This is a genomic window from Shewanella rhizosphaerae (assembly GCF_019457655.1).
Taxonomy (GTDB): Bacteria; Pseudomonadota; Gammaproteobacteria; order Enterobacterales; family Shewanellaceae; genus Shewanella; species Shewanella loihica.
Genome location: NZ_CP080420.1, coordinates 3,048,792 through 3,069,462 on the forward strand (window position 1 = coordinate 3,048,792; position 20,671 = coordinate 3,069,462).

Below are 20,671 nucleotides of genomic sequence, written 5' to 3' on the forward strand. Positions count from 1 at the left end.
TAGCATGAGATATTACACCTGTCCTATCAGTAGCGCTCCATAGTGATACCCATTCTCGGTATACCTTCCACTTATCAATCCAGATAAGAAGCACTATGGCAGTGCTGCCTCTATTCGATGACAGCCCCAGCGGCAAGCCTTGATCAACTCCACCACTTCGGCACCAAATCCTTTCATATTCGCTTAACGGCATCACCCTAACGAATACTACTGATATTTAATGCACCTCTACGTCTCAGGACGCCTGCCAATGTCACTATCGGCAAACGTGAGGCACATAAAAACACAAGCGGCTTTAAGGACGCTACCTCAAAGCCGCTCCATGTGATCTATATCACACTATATTTTAGATGAACACCAAAGTGCTCACCAAGCATTTACATTTTATTAAAGAAGTTCGAGTAGCTTAGGCACTGCCTCGAACAGATCCGCTTCCAGACCATAGTCGGCTACCTGGAAGATAGGCGCTTCTGGATCTTTGTTGATCGCCACGATCACCTTAGAATCTTTCATCCCCGCAAGGTGCTGGATGGCACCCGAGATACCCACGGCGATATAGAGATCCGGCGCGACAATCTTACCCGTCTGACCCACCTGTAGATCGTTTGGCACGTAACCGGCATCAACCGCGGCGCGCGATGCACCCAGTGCCCCGCCCAGCTTATCGGCCAACTGCTCGAGAATCGCGAAGTTCTCGGCGCTGCCCATGGCGCGGCCACCTGAAACCACCACAGAGGCGGCGCCTAGATCGGGACGCTCTGACACTGACAGGGTCTGAGTCACAAACTCAACATCGCCGCTGTATTCGTTGTCCAGGGTCTGCACCGAGGCGCTACCGTCCTGGGCTACCGCATCGAAGGCGCTGGCGCGAACCGTCATCACCTTGATGTTGTCAAGGCTCTGAACCGTCGCCATGGCGCTACCGGCATAGATAGGACGCACGAAGGTGTCTTCGCTCACCACTTCGACCACTTCAGAAAGCTGCGCCACATCCAGAAGCGCCGCCACACGAGGCAGCACATCTTTACCTACGCTTGAAGCCGCAGCCAGGATGTGTTGATACTCGCTGGCCACTGAGACGATCAGCTGTGACAGGTTTTCGGCGATGGCATTGGCATAAACGCCGCTATCGGCAACCAGTACCTGACGCACACCGGCAAGCTGCTTGGCGCTTTCGGCCGCGGCGCCACAGTTATGACCGGCTACCAGCACATCGACTTCGCTGCCGATAGCCTGGGCACAAGCCACAACCTTGGCGGTATCGAGTTTTAAAGTCGCATTATCATGTTCTGCTATTACTAGAATCGCCATTTAGATCACCTTCGCTTCATTCTTTAGCTTTTCCACCAGCTCCTCGACAGAAGCCACCATAATACCCGCTTGACGCTCGGCAGGCGGTGTCACCTTGAGCACCTTCTGGTGCTGCTTCAGGGTCACGCCCAGGCTGTCTACCGTCACGGTATCGAGCGGCTTACGTTTCGCCTTCATGATGTTAGGTAATTTGGCATAGCGAGGCTCGTTCAGACGCAGGTCTGTGGTGACAATCGCAGGCAGTGGCATCTTAAGGGTCTGCAGGCCGCCGTCGATTTCACGGGTCACCACAAGTTGTTCGCCCTCAACCTTCACCTCAGAGGCAAAGGTAGCCTGAGGCAGTCCAGCCAACGCCGCCAGCATCTGGCCAGTCTGGTTGTTGTCGCCATCGATTGATTGCTTACCCAGCATGATCAGCTGAGCCTGTTCATTGGCTTGAATCGCATTAAGGATCTTTGCAATAGAAAGCGGCGCAAGCTCTTCGTCGGTTTCAACATGAATACCGCGGTCGGCGCCCAGCGCCATCGCCGTGCGTAGCTGCTCTTGCGACGCCTTAGGCCCTATGGTTGCTACCACAATCTCGGTCGCAATACCTGCTTCTTTCAAACGTACCGCTTCTTCTACAGCAATCTCACAAAATGGGTTAATGGCCATCTTCAGATTTGCGGTATCGACATTTGTATTGTCAGCGTTAACCCTGACCTTCACATTAGCATCGACGACGCGTTTAACTGGCACCAATACTTTCATAAGGCTTCCTTCTTACGTCTTTATTCTGGATAACAAATAGTGCATAGCGAAACTATCACCAACTTATGCCACTTTACGTGCTGTTGACGTTAACGTCAACAGGAAGTCATCAGCATCTTTGTATCAGATCAAAAACAGCGTGTTTAGGGGGAAGTAAAGGGTCAAAAAGGGGCGAAAATAGAGAAGCTGAAATAAAATTTACATTAAAGCGTCAAATATTCATTTAATTCGTTTGATAAAACCTTTTTTAGTTTCTATTATTAGCCCTGTAATCCTATTTACTATTTTATTTTTAAGCAGGACATAATTAATATGAGCGAATTTCTAGATATATTGACGCATGGTCGTCGCTTTAAAGCTGCTGTTAAAGATTTGTCGGTAGAAGATTTAAAAGATGTAGCGGTTAAGCTTGAAAAAATCATCACCGAGAAAGAGAAGCAAGCAGAAGAAGAAAGCGCGGTTATGGCCGAGCGCAATGCAAAGATAGAAGAGATTCGCCAACAAATGGAAGCTGTTGGTTTATCAATTGACGATTTAGGTACAGTGGCTGCTAAGCCAGCTCCTAAAAAACGTGCTCCACGCCCACCAAAATATAAAATTGAAGTGAATGGCGAAACGATCACTTGGACGGGTCAGGGTCGCACACCAACCGTATTTAAGAATGAATTAGATAAGGGTCGTTCACTCGAAGACTTCCTTATCTAAGCCTAAACGCCCCACTTAGGGCGTCGCAAGCAAAAGCCAACCTCAAGGTTGGCTTTTTTATTTCTACTCTTTATTTGTGATTAAGCGCGTTTTGCCCTTTATGTCGCTCATTTGCCTTGGCCATCTCTAGAGTATTTTATCTATCCTTATTTAGGTCATTCATTTAGGTCATGCTTCCGGCCATTATTCCTTGCAACTATTTCCGTCAAAGTTAGCCAATCAATAGCCTATCCTTTCGGATAACACCTGCCCTATGGTTTGACATAAACCGATACAGTTCCGCCCTTGGAAATTGTTCATGATATGGGATAATCTTGGGCTACTTTTGATCCCAGCCAATAATAATTAAACTCTATGCGAATCCATTTTCTCTCTGTGAGCGCGAATCTGGCGGCCTGTCTCTTGGCGAGTCCGTCCGCGATAGCGAATTCTCAATTAACTGATAACACGCCAAAATTAACAGCGCTGTCCCACGCCACCCTGATGATCGCCCCCGGCGAAACCAGGCAGGATGCCACACTGTTAATTGAAGATAATAAAATTAAAGCCATTATCCCCAGCGACAAAATACCCGAGGATGCCTATGTCATCGACATGACGGGTAAGTTGATATATCCCGGCTTTATCGATCCCTACACCAATTACGGTATCGACTTTAAATATGACCAGCAGAAAGTGGCTCGCCCGGTATATGAAATTAAGCGTATCGGTGGCAACGCCGATAATGGTGCCGTGCACGCAGAGAAAGAGTGGTTTAACTATATTTATCCCGACCAGGAAGCGGCGAAGCAATGGATAGATAATGGATTTACCAGCGTACAAACCGGCATGTTGGATGGGATATTCAGAGGCCGGGCGGCGACTGTCTCGCTGGCGCCGTTAAAAGCCAATGACATTATTTATCGCGCAAAATCCAGCCACCTGCTCGCCTTCGATAAAGGCAGTTCGATTCAGGATTATCCCAACTCCTTGATGGGCAGTATCGCCCTTATTCGGCAAACTCTGGCCGATGCCAACTGGTATCAGGCCAATATCGATAAAGCCGACTCGGCCACCCAAGAGAAGAACATAGAGTTTAATATCGCGCTCGAACGCCTGGGTGATATAAGCAAGGGCCCTACGGTATTTGAAACCAAGAATTTAAATAACTTACTGCGCGCCGCTCACTTATTAAACGAGTTTAAATTGCCGGCGACTCTGGTCGGCAGTGGCCGAGAATATGCGCGACTCGATGAGGTGAAAGCCAGCGGCTTTAGCATTATTGCGCCGCTCAATTTTCCTGCTGCGCCCAATATTAAAGATGGCGATAAAGAGAGAGAGATAAGCCTGGCTCATCTACGCCACTGGGAACGCGCGCCGAGTAATCCTCATGCACTGGAAAGCGCCGGTATTCCCTTTGCCTTTACCCAACATGGCATCAAGGCCGACGCCTTCTGGCCTAGACTCAGACAGGCGGTCAAGCAGGGGCTGAGCCAAGAGACGGCATTGGCGGCGCTCACCACAGAGGCGGCAGAAATTGCCGGCATCTCAGCCTTCAGCGGCAAGCTGAAACCCGGCTTCATGGCAGATCTTGTGGTCACCGACGGTGACATCTTTACCCAAGGCAAGATAGTCAGCGTCTGGCTGCAAGGCAGCGAGACCCAAAAGGTACCCCGCGACAGACACTGGCTAAGCCAGGGCTATCAGCTGACCCTGGGCGAACTCACCCTAGATCTGGACTTGGTCGATGACGACAAGCTGAGCGGCACCCTGGCCAGCGGCGAGCAGGAGATCAAACTTAGCGATCTTAAGTATGCCAAGGAGCGTCTCACCTTCAACGCCGATCTCGGCGAGGCGGGTTACCCTGGCATCAGCCGTTTCACCCTCTGGTTCGACACCCAGGGTATTCACGGCCGCATGCTGGATAAGGGCAATCGCCAACACCCCATAGCTGGTGTGGTGATAGCAAAAGAAACAGCCCCAGAAGATAAAGAGAGCGAGTCACCAGCCCCAGAACTTATCTCTAAGCTGACCAAACCCAACACCGCCTATGGCATCGCTAAGCAGCCCAATGCTGAGCGCCTGCATATCAAGAATGCCACACTATGGACCTCGAGCGAGCAAGGGGTACTGGAAGGCTATGATCTGCTTATCCGCGACGGCCGTATCGAAAAGATAGGCCAATCCCTCAAGACGCCATCTGGCTACCAAACCCTGGATGCCAGGGGTAAACACCTGAGCGCGGGTATTATCGACGAGCACTCCCATATCGCCCTTAACGGCGGTACCAACGAAGATACCGACGCCGTCACCGCCGAGGTGCGTATCGGCGATGTGATCAACCCAGACGATATCGCCATCTACCGCGCTCTGGCGGGCGGGGTGACCACGGCGCAGATCCTCCACGGCAGCGCCAACCCTATAGGTGGTCAGGCCCAGGTGATCCAGATGCGCTGGGGCGAGAGCGCCGAGGCGATGAAACTCAAACAGGCCCCCGCCAGCATCAAGTTTGCCCTGGGGGAAAACGTCAAGCAGGCCAACTGGGGCGACAACTACAACCGCCGTTTCCCCCAGAGCCGCATCGGGGTAAAGTCGCTGTTTGAGGAGGCCTTCAACGAGGCGCTCGCCTACGAGAAAGCCCTGGTCGACTATGATCGCCTACGCAGCAGTCAGCAACGCAAGCAGGTAGCGCCCAAGCCAAACTATCGACTCGAGGCGGTAGCCGAGGTGCTACGTGGCGATCGTCAGGTACACATTCACTCCTATGTGCAATCTGAGATCTTGATGTTCCTGCGCCTCGCCGAGGCGTACAAGTTTAAGGTCGGCACCTTCACCCATATCCTAGAGGGCTACAAGGTGGCCGAGGAGATGGCTAAGCATGGCACCTACGCCTCCACCTTCTCCGACTGGTGGGCCTACAAGTTCGAGGTCTATGATGCTATTCCGCAAAACACCTGTCTGATGCACAACAAGGGGGTGCTCACCAGCATCAACTCGGACGACTATGAGATGCAGAGACGCCTCAACCAGGAGGCGGCAAAATCCATGATGTATTGCGACATGTCGCCAACAGACGCCTGGAACATGGTCACCATCAACCCGGCCAAACAGCTGGGGATCGACCAGCTGACCGGCTCATTGGAGGAAGGCAAGCAGGCCGACCTGGTGCTCTGGAGCGACTCTCCCCTCTCCGTCTATGCCAAGGTGGAGAACACCTGGGTGGGCGGTCGTCGCTACTTCGACCGCCAGCAGGATAAACAGGCGCAACATGAGGTGGAGCAGGAGCGCGCCGCGCTGATCCAGGCGGTGTTGACCCGGGATAAACCCGAAGTCCCCGGCGAGACGCCAGAAGAGAAGAGCGAGCCCCAGTGGCACTGCGATACCCACTACAATGCCTGGGGCAATACAGCCCTAAGCGAAACAAAAACCAAAAACAGCGCCCACAACCACGCATTCATGGAGGCATTCTAATGAAGCAGACACTCTTTGCCCTTAGCCTAGGCCTCTTCTCCTGCGCTGCGCTTGCCCACGACATGGTACCCGCCAGTACCCAGAGTCAACCGATACTGATCCACAACGCCCGCGTGCACACCGCCCTTAACGGTGTGCTGGATGCCACCGACGTACTGTTCGACAAGGGCAAGATAGTCGCCATAGGTCAACAGCTTGCCCAAGCAGGTGCCAAGGTGATCGATGCCAGCGGGCAAGATCTCTACCCTGGGCTTATCGCGCTAGACACCTCTATCGGCATCGTCGAGGTAGAGATGATGCGCGCCAGCAACGACGCCTTCGAGGTGGGTGACAGCAACCCGCAGCTGCTGGCCGTCAGCGCCTTCAATCCCGACTCAGAGCTTATCCCAACCATCAGGGTCAACGGTATCACCCATGCCCAGGTGGTACCCCAGGGCGATGCCCTGGCCGGTCAATCCTCTCTGGTCTCCCTCGACAGCTGGACGATAGAAGATGCTCTGGTAGCTACCGCGCCCCAGTTCCATCTCTACTGGCCCGCCATTCGTTATCTCTCCAAAGATAAAGAGGTCGCCGCCAAGCAGCTCAAGGCGCGGGATGAACAGATGACCCGATTAGCTGAGCAGCTCGAAGATGGCTATCGCTACTATCTGGCGGACAAGGCTGGAACTGTGCAGAAACTGGATAACCGCTGGCAGGCGGCGCTGCCCCTGTATCAGGGCAAGGCGAGCCTGTTTATCCACGCCAATCGCAGCGAAGAGATAGAGCGCGCCATCGCCATGACCCGCCCCTACGGCTTCAAACTGGTGTTTGTCGGCGGCTATGACGCCTGGCGCCTGGCGGAGCAACTGGGTGAGATCGGCGCCTCGGTGATCTACAATCGCACCCTCAGCCTGCCGCTGCGCAAGGATGAGCCGGTAGAGATGAGCTTTAAGATCCCAGCCCTGCTGAAACAGGCGGGCGTCCCCTTCGCCATCGGGTTTAGCGGCGACTGGAACGCCCGTAACCTGCCCTTTGCGGCCGGTCAGGCGGCGGCCTATGGCCTGAGTAAGGAAGAGGCGCTTAAGAGCATCACCCTGGATGCGGCCAAGATCTTAGGCGTGGATGACATGGGTGCCATCGCCGTGGGCTACCGCGCCAACCTGGTGCTCTCCAAGGGCGACATACTCGACCCCGCCACGAGCAAGATAGATGCTGTGTTTATCGACGGTCGCCAAATAGATCTCAATAATCGCCAACAACAACTTTATCAAAAGTACCTAAAGCGTTAGACTTTTGCTTCTAAACGACTCAAAACTGGCCGGTTATTGGCCAGTTTTGAGCTCTCTTCCTAATACAGGCCCAAATCATGACTAATTCCGACCTGACCACTGCTTTGAAAATGGCTCCTAAGTCTATCCTGCTGCTCTCTGCCCTGCTGCTCGGTGGCTGCGCGGGCGAATACACCTTCAACAGCAATTTAGATGGTCAGGCCATCGACGACTACTTCAAGGCCGGTGAGGTCCAGCTGTTTCAAGAGACTCAGCCAAAGGGTCCTTATGAGCTCAAGGGAATGGTCGAGGGCGAATCTTGTCAGGAGCGCGCCCAAGATGTGCCGGCATCGATCAGCGAGGCCCGCACCATGGCCCGCCGCGCCGCCGCAGATAAAGGCGCCAACGGGCTGATCATCAAGCGCTGCGCCCTCATCGAGGAGCCGAGCAAGGCCTGTGTTAGCCAAGCCCTGTGCGTCGGTCAGGCCATATTGTTGCCCACCACAGAAAAGTAGTTTTAGCGCCCTGCGCAATAGCGTGAACATAAGTCTTTACCATGACACTCAAGCGTGAAATTGAGGCGGTGGCTATCTGCCGCACTCCCTATAAGCAGAAATTTGGTATTCCCAGACAGCCGGGGCTGGTCACCGCCGCCCGCGGCTTCGTCGAGCTGCAGCCTCCCTATAACCATATCGATACCGTGCGCGGCCTGTCCCAGTACTCGCACATCTGGCTGCTGTTTACCTTCCATGAAAACCTGAGCCAAGGCTGGAAGACCACGGTCAGACCGCCGCGCCTGGGCGGCAACGAGAAGCTGGGGGTATTTGCCACCCGCTCCACCTTCCGCCCCAACGGCATAGGTCAGTCAGTGGTTAGGCTGCACGCCATCCACCAGCGTAAGGGCAAGGTGGAGCTCGAGATCTCCGCCATGGATCTGCTGGACGGCACGCCGATCCTGGATATCAAGCCTTACATCCCCTTCTCCGACGCCATCGAGGGAGCCATAGGCGGCATTGCCCATGAGGCGCCTGTGCTGATCGATGTGCGATTTAGCGATGCGGTGCTGGGACAGCTAGACAAGCTTTCCAAGGACAAGTACCCCAACCTAAAGGCCATCATCGAAGGGGTGCTGGCGCAGGATCCCCGCCCAGCCTACAAGAAGGCCAAGGAAGATCCTAAGCATTATCAGGTCGCCCTCTATGATCTGGATATCCTCTGGCACGTGGATGAGACAGGGATCTTGGTCGATGCGGTGCGCCCGGTGCAGCCAGACGCCCTTAGGGAAGCAGATTAATCATGCAAACCCCATTAGCTAACCAAGTAGACTACCGAGAGCAACATAAGCAGCGCCTGGCCTACATGCCCTGGCTCTACTTCTCCTTGAAGCCCAAGCATCTTCTCTGGGCCAAGCCCTGGCAAGAGGAGATACAAGCGCAGTTGATGGCCGTTGAAACCGTGAGCATAGGCGACGAGTGCTTTGTTGCTCCCCAGGCGAAATTGTTTGCCGAGCCGGGCCGAGATATTCTAATCGGTGATCGCTGTATGATCGCCGCCGACAGCTTTCTGCACGGCCCTATCGTCATTGGTAACGAGGTAGCTATCAATCATGGCTGCTCCCTGGACGGCGGGCGCAGCAAGATAGTGATTGGCGATCAGACCCGCATCGCCAACAATGTCACCATCTACGCCTTCAACCACGGCATGCACCCAGACACCCCTATCTATCAGCAGAGCAGTCAGTCGAAGGGGATCGTCATAGGCAGAGATGTGTGGATCGGCGCCCAGGCGGGGATAGTCGATGGGGTGACCATAGGTGACTGCGCCGTGATCGGCATGGGCTGTATCGTCACCAAGGATGTCCCCGACTACGCCATCGTCGCCGGTAATCCGGCCCGCATCATAGGCGACAGGCGCGATAAGAAATAAACGGCCGCACTATTTAGTCGCACCATCACCGTGGATCAGCTTACCGGTACCATGGAAAATCACGTTGACGACTCCGCCGCCTAAGTCCTTATCTTCCACGCGATTATCCGGATTATTGGGCCGTGACTCGGCGCTTTTCTTAACCCCATCGTAAAAGGCCTGATCGAGAGATTTATTGCTGGCACAGCCGCTCATAAATCCTAAGCTGACACTTGCCATCAGCACGATTATTGTAGCCTTCATCGTCTTTTCCTTACCCCAAGTGACTTTCATCGTCATTCCCTGAATCCACTAACATGAATAGCGCCAAACAATGGCACACTTACATTCACCAATAGCTTAAAGCTAAAGCAGATTTTTTTAACAAGCAAACAAACTTAACAGATCTTTGCCCCGCTCACTCTGCCACGCTTGCATCTGCCTTTCTGATGCACATATGATGATAATACCAATCGTAGTAAATAACTGAACATGCTAGCTTGTTAAAACGTCCGATAACGGCGTTACTATTTTTGATTGTAGAATAACTACTTATCGAAAAATCATACCTTGTTCTCGAGCGTTTTTCCTAGGCTACTTCTGATCACTTACTTACCCTGATTGGTATTGATCGTTTGCCATTACCCATGGCAGCGAGCACCAGATAATAAAACAAACATCACAAAAGGAAGTCGTCTGTGAATACCCCACGCCTCTTGGGCTTACTCGGCCTGTTGCTCCTACCGGCCGCCAATGCCGCCCCCTTCGTCTTTGACCAACAAAGCTACCGTCAGGATGTGCAAACCCTCGCCAGCGATGAGTTTGAGGGCCGCGGCCCCCTCTCACAGGGCGAGACCCTCACGGTGGAATATCTTGAGAATGCCTTCAAGAAGATGGGGTTAGCACCAGGTTTTGGCGAAAGCTATCGCCAGAGCGTGCCCATGGCCAAGATCACCGCCGATCAGAATATGCAGCTAAAAGTAGGCGAGCTGGTGTTTAACAATGGCAGCGACTTCACCGCCCGCACCGAGCAGATCCAGCCGAGCATCACGCTGGATAACAGCGAAATCGTCTTCGTCGGCTATGGCATCAACGCCCCCGAATACGGCTGGAACGACTACGCCGGTATCGATGTGAAAGGCAAGACGGTGATCCTCATGGTTAATGACCCAGGCTTTGCCACCCAAGACCCAGAGGTGTTCAAGGGCAACGCCATGACCTACTATGGCCGCTGGACCTATAAGTATGAAGAGGCCGCCAGACAAGGGGCCAAGGCGGTATTTATCATCCATGAAACCGCTCCCGCCGCCTATGGCTGGAACGTGGTGCAAAACAGCAACACCAATACCAAATACACCCTGGTGGACAAGGAGAAGAACCGCTCACACATAGGCGTCATGGGCTGGATCCAACACGAGGTGGCGCAGAAGATCTTCAGCGCCGCGGGCCTGGATTACGACAAGCTCAAGCTCACCGCCGCCAAGCCAGGCTTTAAGTCGCGATCGCTAAAACTCAAGGCCAACCTAGAGGTGAAAAACGATATCGAACTGGCCACCTCCTATAACGTTGCAGGTCTGCTGCCGGGCAAGACGCGCCCGGACGAGTGGCTGGTGATGCACGCCCACTGGGATCACCTGGGTAAGACGGTCCATGAAGATCAGACCCGCATCTACAACGGCGCGGTAGACAACGCCTCGGGCGTGGCCGGTGTACTGCAGCTGGCGCGTCACTTCAAGGACCTAAGCGCTACTCAGCCGCCTGCACGCTCCATGCTGTTCAGCGCCTTCACCGCCGAGGAAACAGGCCTCATCGGCGCCCAGTATTTCGCCGAGAATTCACCTGTGCCCACCAAGCAGCTGGTCGCCTTCCTCAACATAGACGGCATGAATGTCGGCAAGGGAGTAGATTACATACTTCGCTATGGTGAAGGGGTCTCTGAGCTGGAAAACTACCTGGACAATGCTGCCAAAGCTCAAGGGCGCTGGGTCAAGGCCGATCCGCGGCCGCAAAATGGCCTGATGTTCCGCTCGGATCATTTCGCCCTGGCCAAGCAAGGAGTCCCCGGCCTGATGTTCATGAGCCTGGGAGATACCGACCCTGATTATATCGCCCACAAGTATCATCAGGGCGCCGATGATTATGATCCAAGTTGGACACTCGGTGGCGTCGAGCAAGATTTGGCGCTCATCAGCGATATCCTAGAGAAACTAGCCAACAATAACGACTGGCCAAAGTGGCTCGAGGCATCAGATTTTAAGACCCGCCGCGCCCAGGACGGCCGCTAGCCATAGCCGTGATACTTACCGACAAAAGGAGGCCACCGCCTCCTTTTTCATATTGTTTTTATTGAATAAAACTCTAGTTTCACCTTTCTATCTATCCCCCATTGCCACCTTAGTTCTTTAGTCTATAAACGCCATTCTTTGCTTGTGAGAAACCTCACACTTTGAGTAGTGTGTCTTCAGACCGCTATCGACACACCCTATGCACGGAGGCTCTATGTCTGCTGTAACGACATTTGCAACTGAGAACCAATTTCCCCTACAACTGAGCCAATTTGACGGCGACACCAGCACGCCGCTCATCGAACAAACCATAGGCGACTACCTGGATCAGATGGCCGCCAGCCACCCCGACCAACTCGCCATCGTCATGCATCATCAAGGGATCCGCTGGAGCTACCAGGAGTACCAGTCCCATATCGACGAACTGGCCGCCGGCCTGCTGGCCATCGGCATCAAGCCCGGCGATCGCGTCGGTATCTGGTCGCCCAACAATATCGAGTGGTGTCTGACCCAGTTTGCCACCGCCAAGATAGGCGCCATCATGGTGTGCATCAACCCGGCCTATCGCCCAGAGGAGCTACAATATGCCCTCAACAACGTGGGATGCCGCGCCATCATCTGCGCCGAGAAATTTAAGTCCAGCCACTACCTCTCCATGCTCAACGAGCTGGCCCCCGAGTTGAAGCAGTGCCTACCAGGACAGCTTGAATCGGCCAACCTGCCGAGCCTGGAGTTTGTGATCCGCATGGGCGATGAAGCCTCGCCCGGCATGCTCAACTTCAACCATCTCAAGCGTCCGCTCACCGAGAGCGATCGCAAGGCGCTCAAAGATACGGCAGCTCAGCTCTCCCCCTTCGATGCCATCAATATCCAGTTTACTTCGGGTACCACAGGCAGCCCCAAGGGCGCGACCCTGAGCCATCACAACATCTTGAACAACGGCCTGCTGGTCGCCAAGGCGATGCGCTTAGGGCTTGAAGATAGACTCTGTATTCCCGTGCCCCTGTATCACTGCTTCGGCATGGTGCTGGGTAACCTCTCCTGCATCTCTGTGGGCGCCTCGGCTATCTATCCGAGTGACTCCTTCGATCCTCTGACCACCCTAGAAGTCGTCGAGGCCGAGCGCTGCACCGCGCTGCATGGGGTACCGACCATGTTTATCGCCCAGCTGGAGCATCCCGAATTTAAGCGCTTCGATCTCAGCTCGCTGCGTACCGGCGTGATGGCGGGTGCCACCTGCCCCGAAGAGGTAATGCGCAGGGTGCAAGATCTCATGTATATGAAAGAGGTGTTGATCGGCTATGGCCAGACGGAATGCAGCCCCATCAACAACATGACGGAGATAGGCTCGTCACTGGAGAAACGCGTCACCACCGTAGGCCGCGCCCTGGCTCACACCCAGGTGAAGATAGTCGATGAGTTCGGCGAGGTGCTCCCCGTCGGCCAACCCGGTGAGGTGTGCAGCCGCGGCTACTGCGTGATGCAGTTCTACTGGAACGATGCCGAGAAGACAGCCGCCACCATAGACAGCGAAGGCTGGCTCCACTCGGGCGACCTGGGTGAGATGGACAGCGAAGGCTATGTGAAAATCGTCGGCCGCATCAAGGATATGATCATCCGCGGCGGCGAGAACATCTACCCGAGAGAGATCGAAGAGAAGCTCTACACCCACCCGGACGTGCAGGACGCGGCCATCTTCGGTGTGAAGAGCGAGAAATATGGTGAAGAGGTGTGCGCCTGGATCAAGGTGCAACCAGGCGCCAGCGTCACCGAGGAGGAGATACGTCACTTCCTCACCGAGAAATTTGCCTACTTTAAGGTCCCGAGATATATCAAGTTCGTCGAGCAGTATCCCATGACGGTGACCGGTAAGATCCAGAAGTTCAAGATGCGCGAGATGATGTATCAAGAACTGTATGAGGCGATCAACTGCAACTAGCGATCCCAGCTAGCCCTTCGCCAGCCTATTCCTTAAACAGGCTGGCATTTTTTTGCCCGGCATCAGGTGCCTAGCATCAATTTAAAATGCTGATATCAGAGACTCAGCAGCTGGGCGCCCACCTTCTCTACCCGCTTCTCGTTGCGGCTGATCACATAGCCCTGGTCGATATAGTCGTCGATACAGGCTTGATATTTGCTGTCCGACAGGGAGTCGCCAAAGCCAAGCCCGGTCCAATTCACCTCGCACTGCACCGTCTCCCCCTTGTCGTTACTCAGGGTCGCCTTCTGATAGGTGGTCTCTAGCTTAGGCACCACAAACAAGGCGCCTAGAGTCAGTCCGATGACGATAATAAATTTTGCTTTCATGGCTATCCTTAAATAACTGCGCTTAAAACAACGGCCTAAATAACTACTTTTAAAATAACTGGCCTTAATGACAGATGACTAGCGCCTGCACTTTCCGGCGCCATAGGCCGGACTAGGCTCACGCTAGCTGTATCCTGACATCACGGGCACCGGCGCTCAGGCCAAGCTCCATCAGGCAGCGCTCCTCGACCTCAGACAGGCCGCCCTCACACATGGCCATCGGCTGGATAACCAGTGTTGGCCGCTTAAACAGCCCAATGCAACCCAGCTCTTTCAGGCCTTGTTTGAAGCACTGCTCGGCAGGGGAAAAATTGCCCACCAGCAAACGCCGAGTAGTAAATGGCGTACTCGGCGACAGGGCCGTTTGCCGCTCGCCATGACTCATCACGATACGGTCGGGATAGATCTGTGCGATCACTTCCATGTAAATATTTACCTTTAAGCTGACAGTAGCTTATTACGAAAAACCCAATACTTTACGCGATTTATCCCTGTTGATCACTAGGGGTTGTTTATGTTTAAGGTTAAATTCTGTTTAATCTCAGCCCGATTTGCTCACCAGCCGAGCAATGAAGTGGCCAGTGAAGCAAGCAGTGAGCTGGCTAATGTTGTGAATAGTGCGATAGCCAACAGAGCACAGTGAGTAACGTCTATTGCACGCGCTTGCACACAATAAACCTGCGCGCGTTACCTGCCCCTTGAGATCGCTTTTATCGGTCCTTTCTTCGGGCTTATCACTCGTTTGGGCAGAAGAACGGCACCACGCTAGCCCTACCCTGTATAAATCGCCAACACCTTGCCATAAAAGCAAACAGTAGAGGTCTGAAGCCGCCTGCTTGCCGATACAAATCTCCCGCGGCTACTGGCCAACAAACTAGGTGACATCAAACGTCAGGGTGCTAAAATGTCGACCTATTTCATCACACAACTGGATATTGGGAATGCGAGTTAGCAAGTACCTGCTTTCAACACAAAAAGAGACCCCAGCAAACGCTGAGGTGGTCAGTCATCAATTAATGCTGCGCGCCGGCATGATACGTCGTAACGCTTCTGGCCTATACAGCTGGTTGCCGTCAGGCTTACGTGTGCTGCGCAAAGTCGAAGCGATCGTTCGCGAAGAGATGAACAATGCAGGTGCTGTTGAGATCTTGATGCCCATGGTACAACCGGCGGACCTTTGGGTTGAAACCGGCCGTTGGGAGAAATTTGGCCCAGAGCTGCTACGTTTCCAAGACAGACACAACCGCGACTTCGTACTGGGCCCAACCCACGAAGAGGTGATCACCGACATCATTCGTAAAGAGGTCAGCTCTTACAAGCAGCTGCCGCTGATCCTGTATCAGATCCAGACCAAGTTCCGCGACGAGGTACGTCCCCGTTTCGGCGTGATGCGTTCACGCGAGTTCCTGATGAAAGATGCCTACTCTTTCCATCTTGATCAGGAAACCATGGATGATACCTATCAGGCCATGTACACCGCCTACAGCAACATCTTAGGCCGTATGGGTCTGGCCTTCCGCCCGGTATTGGCCGACACTGGTTCTATCGGTGGCAGCATGTCACACGAATTCCACGTGCTGGCCAACAGTGGTGAAGACCTGATCGCCTACTCAACCGAGAGCGACTACGCCGCCAACATCGAGAAGGCCGAGGCGCCAATGCCTACCGAGCCTCGTGGCGCCGCCACCATGGAAATGAGCGTTATCGACACGCCAAACGCCAAGACCATCGAAGAGTTGGTTGAGCAGCACGGTATCGCCATCGAGAAAACCATCAAGACCATTATCGTTAAGGGCGCCACCGAAGAGGCACCTCTGGTAGCCGTGATCGTTCGTGGCGACCATGAGCTGAACGAAGTCAAAGTCGAGAAGCTCGATGCCGTACTGGCACCATTTGAGATGGCCGGTGAAGCCGAGATCCGCGACGCACTGGGTGCAGGCCCTGGCTCACTCGGCCCAGTTGGCATGACCATCCCTGTGTATGTGGATCACAGCGTTAACGTGATGAGCGACTTTGCCGCCGGTGCCAACCAAGACGGTAAGCACTATGTGGGCATCAACTGGGAACGCGACCTGCCACAGGCAGAGGTTGCCGACCTGCGTAACGTTATCGAAGGTGAGCCTAGCCCATGTGGCAAGGGCACCATCGGCCTGCTACGCGGCATCGAAGTGGGTCACATCTTCCAGCTGGGCACCAACTACTCGAAAGCCATGGGCGCCAGCGTACTGGACGAGAACGGCAAGGCACAGACACTGCTGATGGGTTGTTACGGTGTTGGCGTGAGCCGTATCGTGGCCGCAGCCATCGAGCAGAACCACGACGATCGTGGCATCATCTGGCCAGCTGCCATCGCACCGTTCAAGGTAGGTATCCTGCCGATGAACATGCACAAGTCACATCGCATCAAAGATATGGCCGAGAAGCTCTATAGCGATCTTTGTGATGCCGGCATCGAAGTGCTGTTCGACGACCGTAAAGAGCGTCCAGGTGTGATGTTTGCCGACATGGAGCTGATTGGTCTGCCGCACGTTATCGTGATTGGCGAGCGCAACATAGACAACGGCGTATTCGAATACAAGAACCGTCGTACCGGCGAGAAGCAAGAGATCCCATTCGAGGAGATCGTCGACTTCATCAAGTCTGCCAAGTAAGACGCTTACAGAACTCGAATATAAAACGCCCGGCATATGCCGGGCGTTTTTATTGCCCTTATAAGGGCTTATATGTGGTATGTGCTATCTGATAATGCTATCTCACCAATTATGCCGCCTGCTGCGTCTTTAAAAATGCGGCGCGTGCCTCGAGATACTGCTCGCAGGGCTGGGTCCACTGCGATTGAGGCAGAGGCTGAGACCACTCTGCTACCGCATCAGGCCAGGGTCTCACCACGGCGAGGCGCAAATACCAGGCTGAAACTGAGTAAGGTAGCTGCCACCAAGACAGCAGATGAAACAGATAATAGGCGCCCATAGTCAACCAGGACTCGCTGTAATCGCGCAGATTAATATGCAGCCAGCGCTTATTGGGATTGGCCTTAAAGCGCTGCCACAGGTCACGACGGCTGCGGCTAAAGCCCTGACTATCGGGTAAGGGGTCCACCCTTAGCCAATTCTCCTTTGGCTCCTCCATGAACCGGCGGATCGCCTCCCAATTTTCCAGAGAGAAGTTCACTACCATGTAGCCCTCCCCCTGATAGAAATTATGCAGCGACCCGTCGTGCACCTGATACTCCGCCAGGCGCAGGCTGTGATCGTCCATCTTTATCTGTCGGCCAATGGCCGTGGCGCCCAGTGCCGTGCCGCCATGAACATAGGCCACCACAGACTCCCAGGGCACGAAACGCGGCGCGCCACTGACAGCATCTCGATAGCAGAGCTCGCGCCGCTGACGATTAAAACGTATCGTTGGCCTACGTCGCCGGCGAACCACCTGCCAGCCAAACCCCATAAGGGCCGACAGCATTACAATCGATAATAGTGCCAGGGTTAGCATGAGCGCTAAGCTGTCCAGCTCACCATCTTGCATGCCCGCCGCGATAAATATTACGCCGAAGAGATACAAGATAAAAATGACGAAGCGCGTCTGAAATGCAAGGTCTCTGTCGGCCTTACCCTGGCCGAGATCCAGTGTCACCTCATCGTGTTGCAGAATCAGCTCAGGGGGAAGCAAGGGGTCATCGGGGAGTGACATCACGGGCAGCGGCGAAAGAAAATAAACCGGTCGACCGTTTAGCATCACGCTATCGCCCGCGCGCGGCGCAGATTCGAGGGGAATATTCATAGACTAAAGACTTCTTCGCCACCCCATCTAGATACGTACCACGACGGTTTTACCGATAAAATCGTGCACCGCACGACGCATATCGTTAAACAACATGGTGACAAACTCTGACAGATCCCACGTCACCGAGATAAGGGCAAAACTAATCACCACGAATGACAAGCCTAGGCTAACCTTTCCGCTGGATGTCATCACAAGCTGATAGGCAAACAATATCAAGACCGATAAAATACATAGCGCTAAGTTTACCGACTCTCTTCTAAACGCCTGCCATAAATCTATATCGGTTTCACTCTGATGATCTAATACCTTAACCCCCATGACCATCTTGCCAATTGTCTGCCCGAAATAGCCATGCATCAACAGGGAATAAACGGCAAATAACACCCCATTTAATGCCTGCACCTATTTATCGTCATTAGTGAGATCAATGCCAAAGACCAGGCGTTCAACGATCACTATCAAGCCCAAAATCAGGCTATCTATGACTGCCGCCCAGAAGCGCGGCCAAAAGGTTGCGTATTTATTAGCTTCAACACCAATTGCATCCTCGGTCTGCTCTTTTTGCCAGCGGTCGGGATCCTTGAGCAGCTCTACGACTCTATCGTAACGTTCAGGATACTCCTCTCGGTTTATGTACCTTTTGGCCTCTAATAATTCCTTGTAAGAGTATGTTGAAAAATCCGGTGCGTAGTCCATTAACTCACTCATTCCCTATCTATGATGTAGTTTTTGTTGCGCTGAAATCATAACGATAAGCGCACGAAGCATACCGTTTTAGCTCAAATGGAACAATGTGAGAAGCGGATTTACTGCAGGCTTAAGCTATCTATCAATCTGTGAATAGCGACATAAAGCTATGAGGGTGAATTATCGGATTCATCTACCCGCTTAAAATTAGTTATAGCGGATAAGAACACGAAGGTAGTTATCAACTGGGCGACAGCAGAGGAATCAACAACACCCATCTTTGCTAAAAAAGGCGCAAATATTTTTATTTGAAGAAAAGTAACTGGTACCCAACCAATTAAAAAATATTTCCAATTCAAAGAATGTCTAATCTTTGCACTGCAATGAGGGCACTCCTTTACCATCTTGATTGAAAGATTCACTTTTGAAAAATAATTTATGGTGCCTTTACAAGCGGGGCAATGCATATTACTTCCTTTTAAACTCAAAGAACTACAACTACACCTGTTTAACTTTAGCGCAGTTTCGTGATCTTCTTTTCCCTAAGTACCATATGACTTCGGCCAATACTAGACGCTTTGATCCCCAAATAGCAATGACACAGTTACAGGCAGATTAAACTCCTACAGCACTCATCATTTATCTATTTTAGATATGTTAACGATTAAAGCTCGAATAAAGGCCTCCGGGTTATCCACGCCGAGATACACCTTTTCTAGCTGACCGATTGGCTCACTTAAGCTAATTTCGACGTTGGGAATGCCAGCAAAGTTATAACGTTTAATCTGTGTTGCTCGCTTAACGAAGGCCTGGTTTGACACCACGTGCGATATATTACCAAGGGGGATCACCAAGGGCGAATAGAGACCGAAGCGGATCACGAGATCATTTTGACTAAGTGAAATAGGCCGTCTGGACAGCGCGCGATATTCGGCAACAAAGAAGACTAAACTCAACAGCGTAAGTAGGCTAATAACATTAGCCGCCATGGGCGACCAGAGATAATGCAGCAGGAGGTGCATCAGAGGCGCCTCAAAGGCAATCACTAAGATAAAACCCAGCAGGTTGCTCTGAGCACCATCCTTTTGATGATAACTAAAGTGCTGCGCGCCGTTAAATTGCCGCCTATCGATGCGAGAGGCAAACAGCGCATAGGTCCAGGTGCGGGTCTCGAAACGCAATAAAGAGGCAATAGCGCCGCCTCCAAGCAATTTTGTTATTGGCTCATCGATCGCCAAATCAGGATCCCTACCCTGAGCGAGCGCCGATCGGATGGCTAAGATAACACTGGCTATCGCCACCACCTCAAAAAGCACCATCACTGCGACGATCAGATAACGCCCCTGCTCCAGGTGATGCCAGATGAACTTGTTCTGCTCAGGCACGATAAAACTGCCAAACAAGACCCCGAGACAGATAAGCGCCAGCGCCTTAATGAGCGCATCCTTCCTCTCCTTAATACAGAAGAAACACAACAGCGGCGCGACCACTAAGGCATCAAGCAGATAAAACCATTCGAAGTTAGCCCTGCCATAGTCATTGAACGGGCCATTACTCTGGTAATAAAACGCCCACCAGACAGAGACACAAACAAGAAACAGCAGAGGTATTTTTGATTTTACTGACACGCTTAACATTATTAGGTTCCCTCCATCATCAGCCCTGACAATTGTCCATTTCCATTATCTATTTATACTGTTGAGCCACTCAGCGAGACGCTAGGAAATGGCCGCATATTCAAACACGGCGATATACATAGGCAGAAAGAGCAGCATCCCTACCAAGCAAAGTACCTTAGTGGCTTTAGGGCCTATTTGACTCACGGCATAATCGACCTTTGCCGATTTAAATAGCGCGATGACAGACCAGAGAATGGCAATGACTAACCAGGCGTACCAAAGCATGGGATTCGCCACACTATTGTCAGCATAAACATATCCCCAAAATGCGATAAGCCCTAAAAAATGAAATATCGCATTGGCTTGCTCTTCGATGACTGCAGCCACGGGGCGTTTATCCTTTCCCATCACCAAGGCACCGACCTTAAAGGGAAAAGGAATCAACAGATACGCTGCAGTGATCCAAAACATGACCACCCAAATCGTACTCTCTGCAACCCTTTCTTCAAACATAGATATCACTCCTTGATAATCCGCTGATTTTTAACACTAGTCCTCATCACGCCGTAGACATTGACATGATGCAAAGACCTCAACACTTTGCTAAATTGCGCCGCCAGGC

The 20,671-nt window shown here is 52.8% G+C and carries 19 protein-coding genes and 1 riboswitch; of the genes, 9 read left to right on the top strand and 10 right to left on the bottom strand.

All coding sequences use genetic code 11. The annotated features are described in order from the left end of the window. Positions 1–22: 22 nt before the first annotated feature. Positions 23–239, bottom strand: a riboswitch (Lysine riboswitch). A 148-nt stretch (positions 240–387) separates the two neighbouring features. Further along, positions 388–1,311, bottom strand: a complete 924-nt coding sequence (locus K0I63_RS13385; protein WP_220078713.1) for an electron transfer flavoprotein subunit alpha/FixB family protein — start codon at positions 1,309–1,311, stop codon at positions 388–390. Beyond that, positions 1,312–2,061: an electron transfer flavoprotein subunit beta/FixA family protein gene (locus K0I63_RS13390; RefSeq protein ID WP_011866381.1), complete on the bottom strand. Its 750-nt coding sequence runs from the start codon at positions 2,059–2,061 to the stop codon at positions 1,312–1,314. A gap of 312 nt (positions 2,062–2,373) precedes the next feature. On the opposite strand from K0I63_RS13390, the gene K0I63_RS13395 reads away from it, so the two are divergent. From K0I63_RS13395 to K0I63_RS13420, 6 genes are all read left to right on the top strand, one after another. Further along, entirely contained in the window at positions 2,374–2,766 is a 393-nt protein-coding gene (locus K0I63_RS13395) for an H-NS histone family protein (RefSeq protein WP_011866382.1), read from the top strand. A 354-nt stretch (positions 2,767–3,120) separates the two neighbouring features. Beyond that, entirely contained in the window at positions 3,121–6,216 is a 3,096-nt protein-coding gene (locus K0I63_RS13400) for an amidohydrolase family protein (RefSeq protein WP_220081359.1), read from the top strand. Continuing rightward, complete coding sequence (locus tag K0I63_RS13405; RefSeq protein WP_220081360.1) at positions 6,216–7,484, top strand: amidohydrolase family protein; 1,269 nt, start codon at positions 6,216–6,218, stop codon at positions 7,482–7,484. Before K0I63_RS13400 ends, K0I63_RS13405 begins: the two co-directional genes overlap by 1 nt. A gap of 77 nt (positions 7,485–7,561) precedes the next feature. After that, the gene (gene rcsF, locus K0I63_RS13410; RefSeq protein WP_220081361.1) at positions 7,562–7,978 is read left to right on the top strand and encodes an Rcs stress response system protein RcsF; all 417 of its coding nucleotides are present in this window, start codon (positions 7,562–7,564) and stop codon (positions 7,976–7,978) included. A 41-nt stretch (positions 7,979–8,019) separates the two neighbouring features. Beyond that, complete coding sequence (gene tsaA, locus K0I63_RS13415; protein WP_220081362.1) at positions 8,020–8,757, top strand: tRNA (N6-threonylcarbamoyladenosine(37)-N6)-methyltransferase TrmO; 738 nt, start codon at positions 8,020–8,022, stop codon at positions 8,755–8,757. Between the two features lie 2 nt (positions 8,758–8,759). Then, positions 8,760–9,389, top strand: a complete 630-nt coding sequence (locus K0I63_RS13420) for an acyltransferase (protein WP_220081363.1) — start codon at positions 8,760–8,762, stop codon at positions 9,387–9,389. A 9-nt stretch (positions 9,390–9,398) separates the two neighbouring features. Here K0I63_RS13420 and K0I63_RS13425 read toward each other — a convergent pair whose 3' ends face one another. Further along, positions 9,399–9,632: a hypothetical protein gene (locus K0I63_RS13425; RefSeq protein WP_220081364.1), complete on the bottom strand. Its 234-nt coding sequence runs from the start codon at positions 9,630–9,632 to the stop codon at positions 9,399–9,401. Positions 9,633–10,099: 467 nt separating this feature from the next. On the opposite strand from K0I63_RS13425, the gene K0I63_RS13430 reads away from it, so the two are divergent. Next, positions 10,100–11,653 (top strand): M28 family metallopeptidase, encoded by a 1,554-nt coding sequence (locus K0I63_RS13430; protein ID WP_258407013.1) that lies wholly within the window; start codon positions 10,100–10,102, stop codon positions 11,651–11,653. A gap of 214 nt (positions 11,654–11,867) precedes the next feature. Beyond that, positions 11,868–13,592 carry an AMP-binding protein gene (locus tag K0I63_RS13435; protein WP_220081366.1) on the top strand — a complete coding sequence of 575 codons (1,725 nt, stop codon included), beginning with the start codon at positions 11,868–11,870 and terminating at the stop codon, positions 13,590–13,592. A 95-nt stretch (positions 13,593–13,687) separates the two neighbouring features. On the opposite strand, the gene K0I63_RS13440 is transcribed toward K0I63_RS13435, so the two are convergent. Together K0I63_RS13440 and K0I63_RS13445 are read right to left on the bottom strand one after the other, a co-directional pair. Continuing rightward, positions 13,688–13,960: a hypothetical protein gene (locus tag K0I63_RS13440; protein WP_011866391.1), complete on the bottom strand. Its 273-nt coding sequence runs from the start codon at positions 13,958–13,960 to the stop codon at positions 13,688–13,690. Between the two features lie 118 nt (positions 13,961–14,078). Further along, the gene (locus tag K0I63_RS13445; protein ID WP_220081367.1) at positions 14,079–14,384 is read right to left on the bottom strand and encodes a hypothetical protein; all 306 of its coding nucleotides are present in this window, start codon (positions 14,382–14,384) and stop codon (positions 14,079–14,081) included. A 517-nt stretch (positions 14,385–14,901) separates the two neighbouring features. Here K0I63_RS13445 and K0I63_RS13450 point away from each other — a divergent pair. Then, complete coding sequence (locus K0I63_RS13450) at positions 14,902–16,611, top strand: proline--tRNA ligase (protein WP_220081368.1); 1,710 nt, start codon at positions 14,902–14,904, stop codon at positions 16,609–16,611. Positions 16,612–16,720: 109 nt separating this feature from the next. On the opposite strand, the gene K0I63_RS13455 is transcribed toward K0I63_RS13450, so the two are convergent. From K0I63_RS13455 to K0I63_RS13470, 5 genes are all read right to left on the bottom strand, one after another. Next, positions 16,721–17,740, bottom strand: a complete 1,020-nt coding sequence (locus tag K0I63_RS13455) for a hypothetical protein (protein WP_220081369.1) — start codon at positions 17,738–17,740, stop codon at positions 16,721–16,723. Positions 17,741–17,767: 27 nt separating this feature from the next. Further along, positions 17,768–18,145 (bottom strand): RDD family protein, encoded by a 378-nt coding sequence (locus tag K0I63_RS20000; protein WP_258406869.1) that lies wholly within the window; start codon positions 18,143–18,145, stop codon positions 17,768–17,770. Then, positions 18,146–18,451 carry an RDD family protein gene (locus K0I63_RS20005; protein WP_258406870.1) on the bottom strand — a complete coding sequence of 102 codons (306 nt, stop codon included), beginning with the start codon at positions 18,449–18,451 and terminating at the stop codon, positions 18,146–18,148. 614 nt (positions 18,452–19,065) lie between these two features. Continuing rightward, positions 19,066–20,067: a hypothetical protein gene (locus K0I63_RS13465; RefSeq protein ID WP_220081370.1), complete on the bottom strand. Its 1,002-nt coding sequence runs from the start codon at positions 20,065–20,067 to the stop codon at positions 19,066–19,068. 81 nt (positions 20,068–20,148) lie between these two features. Next, entirely contained in the window at positions 20,149–20,562 is a 414-nt protein-coding gene (locus K0I63_RS13470; RefSeq protein ID WP_220081371.1) for a hypothetical protein, read from the bottom strand. Positions 20,563–20,671: the final 109 nt, after the last annotated feature.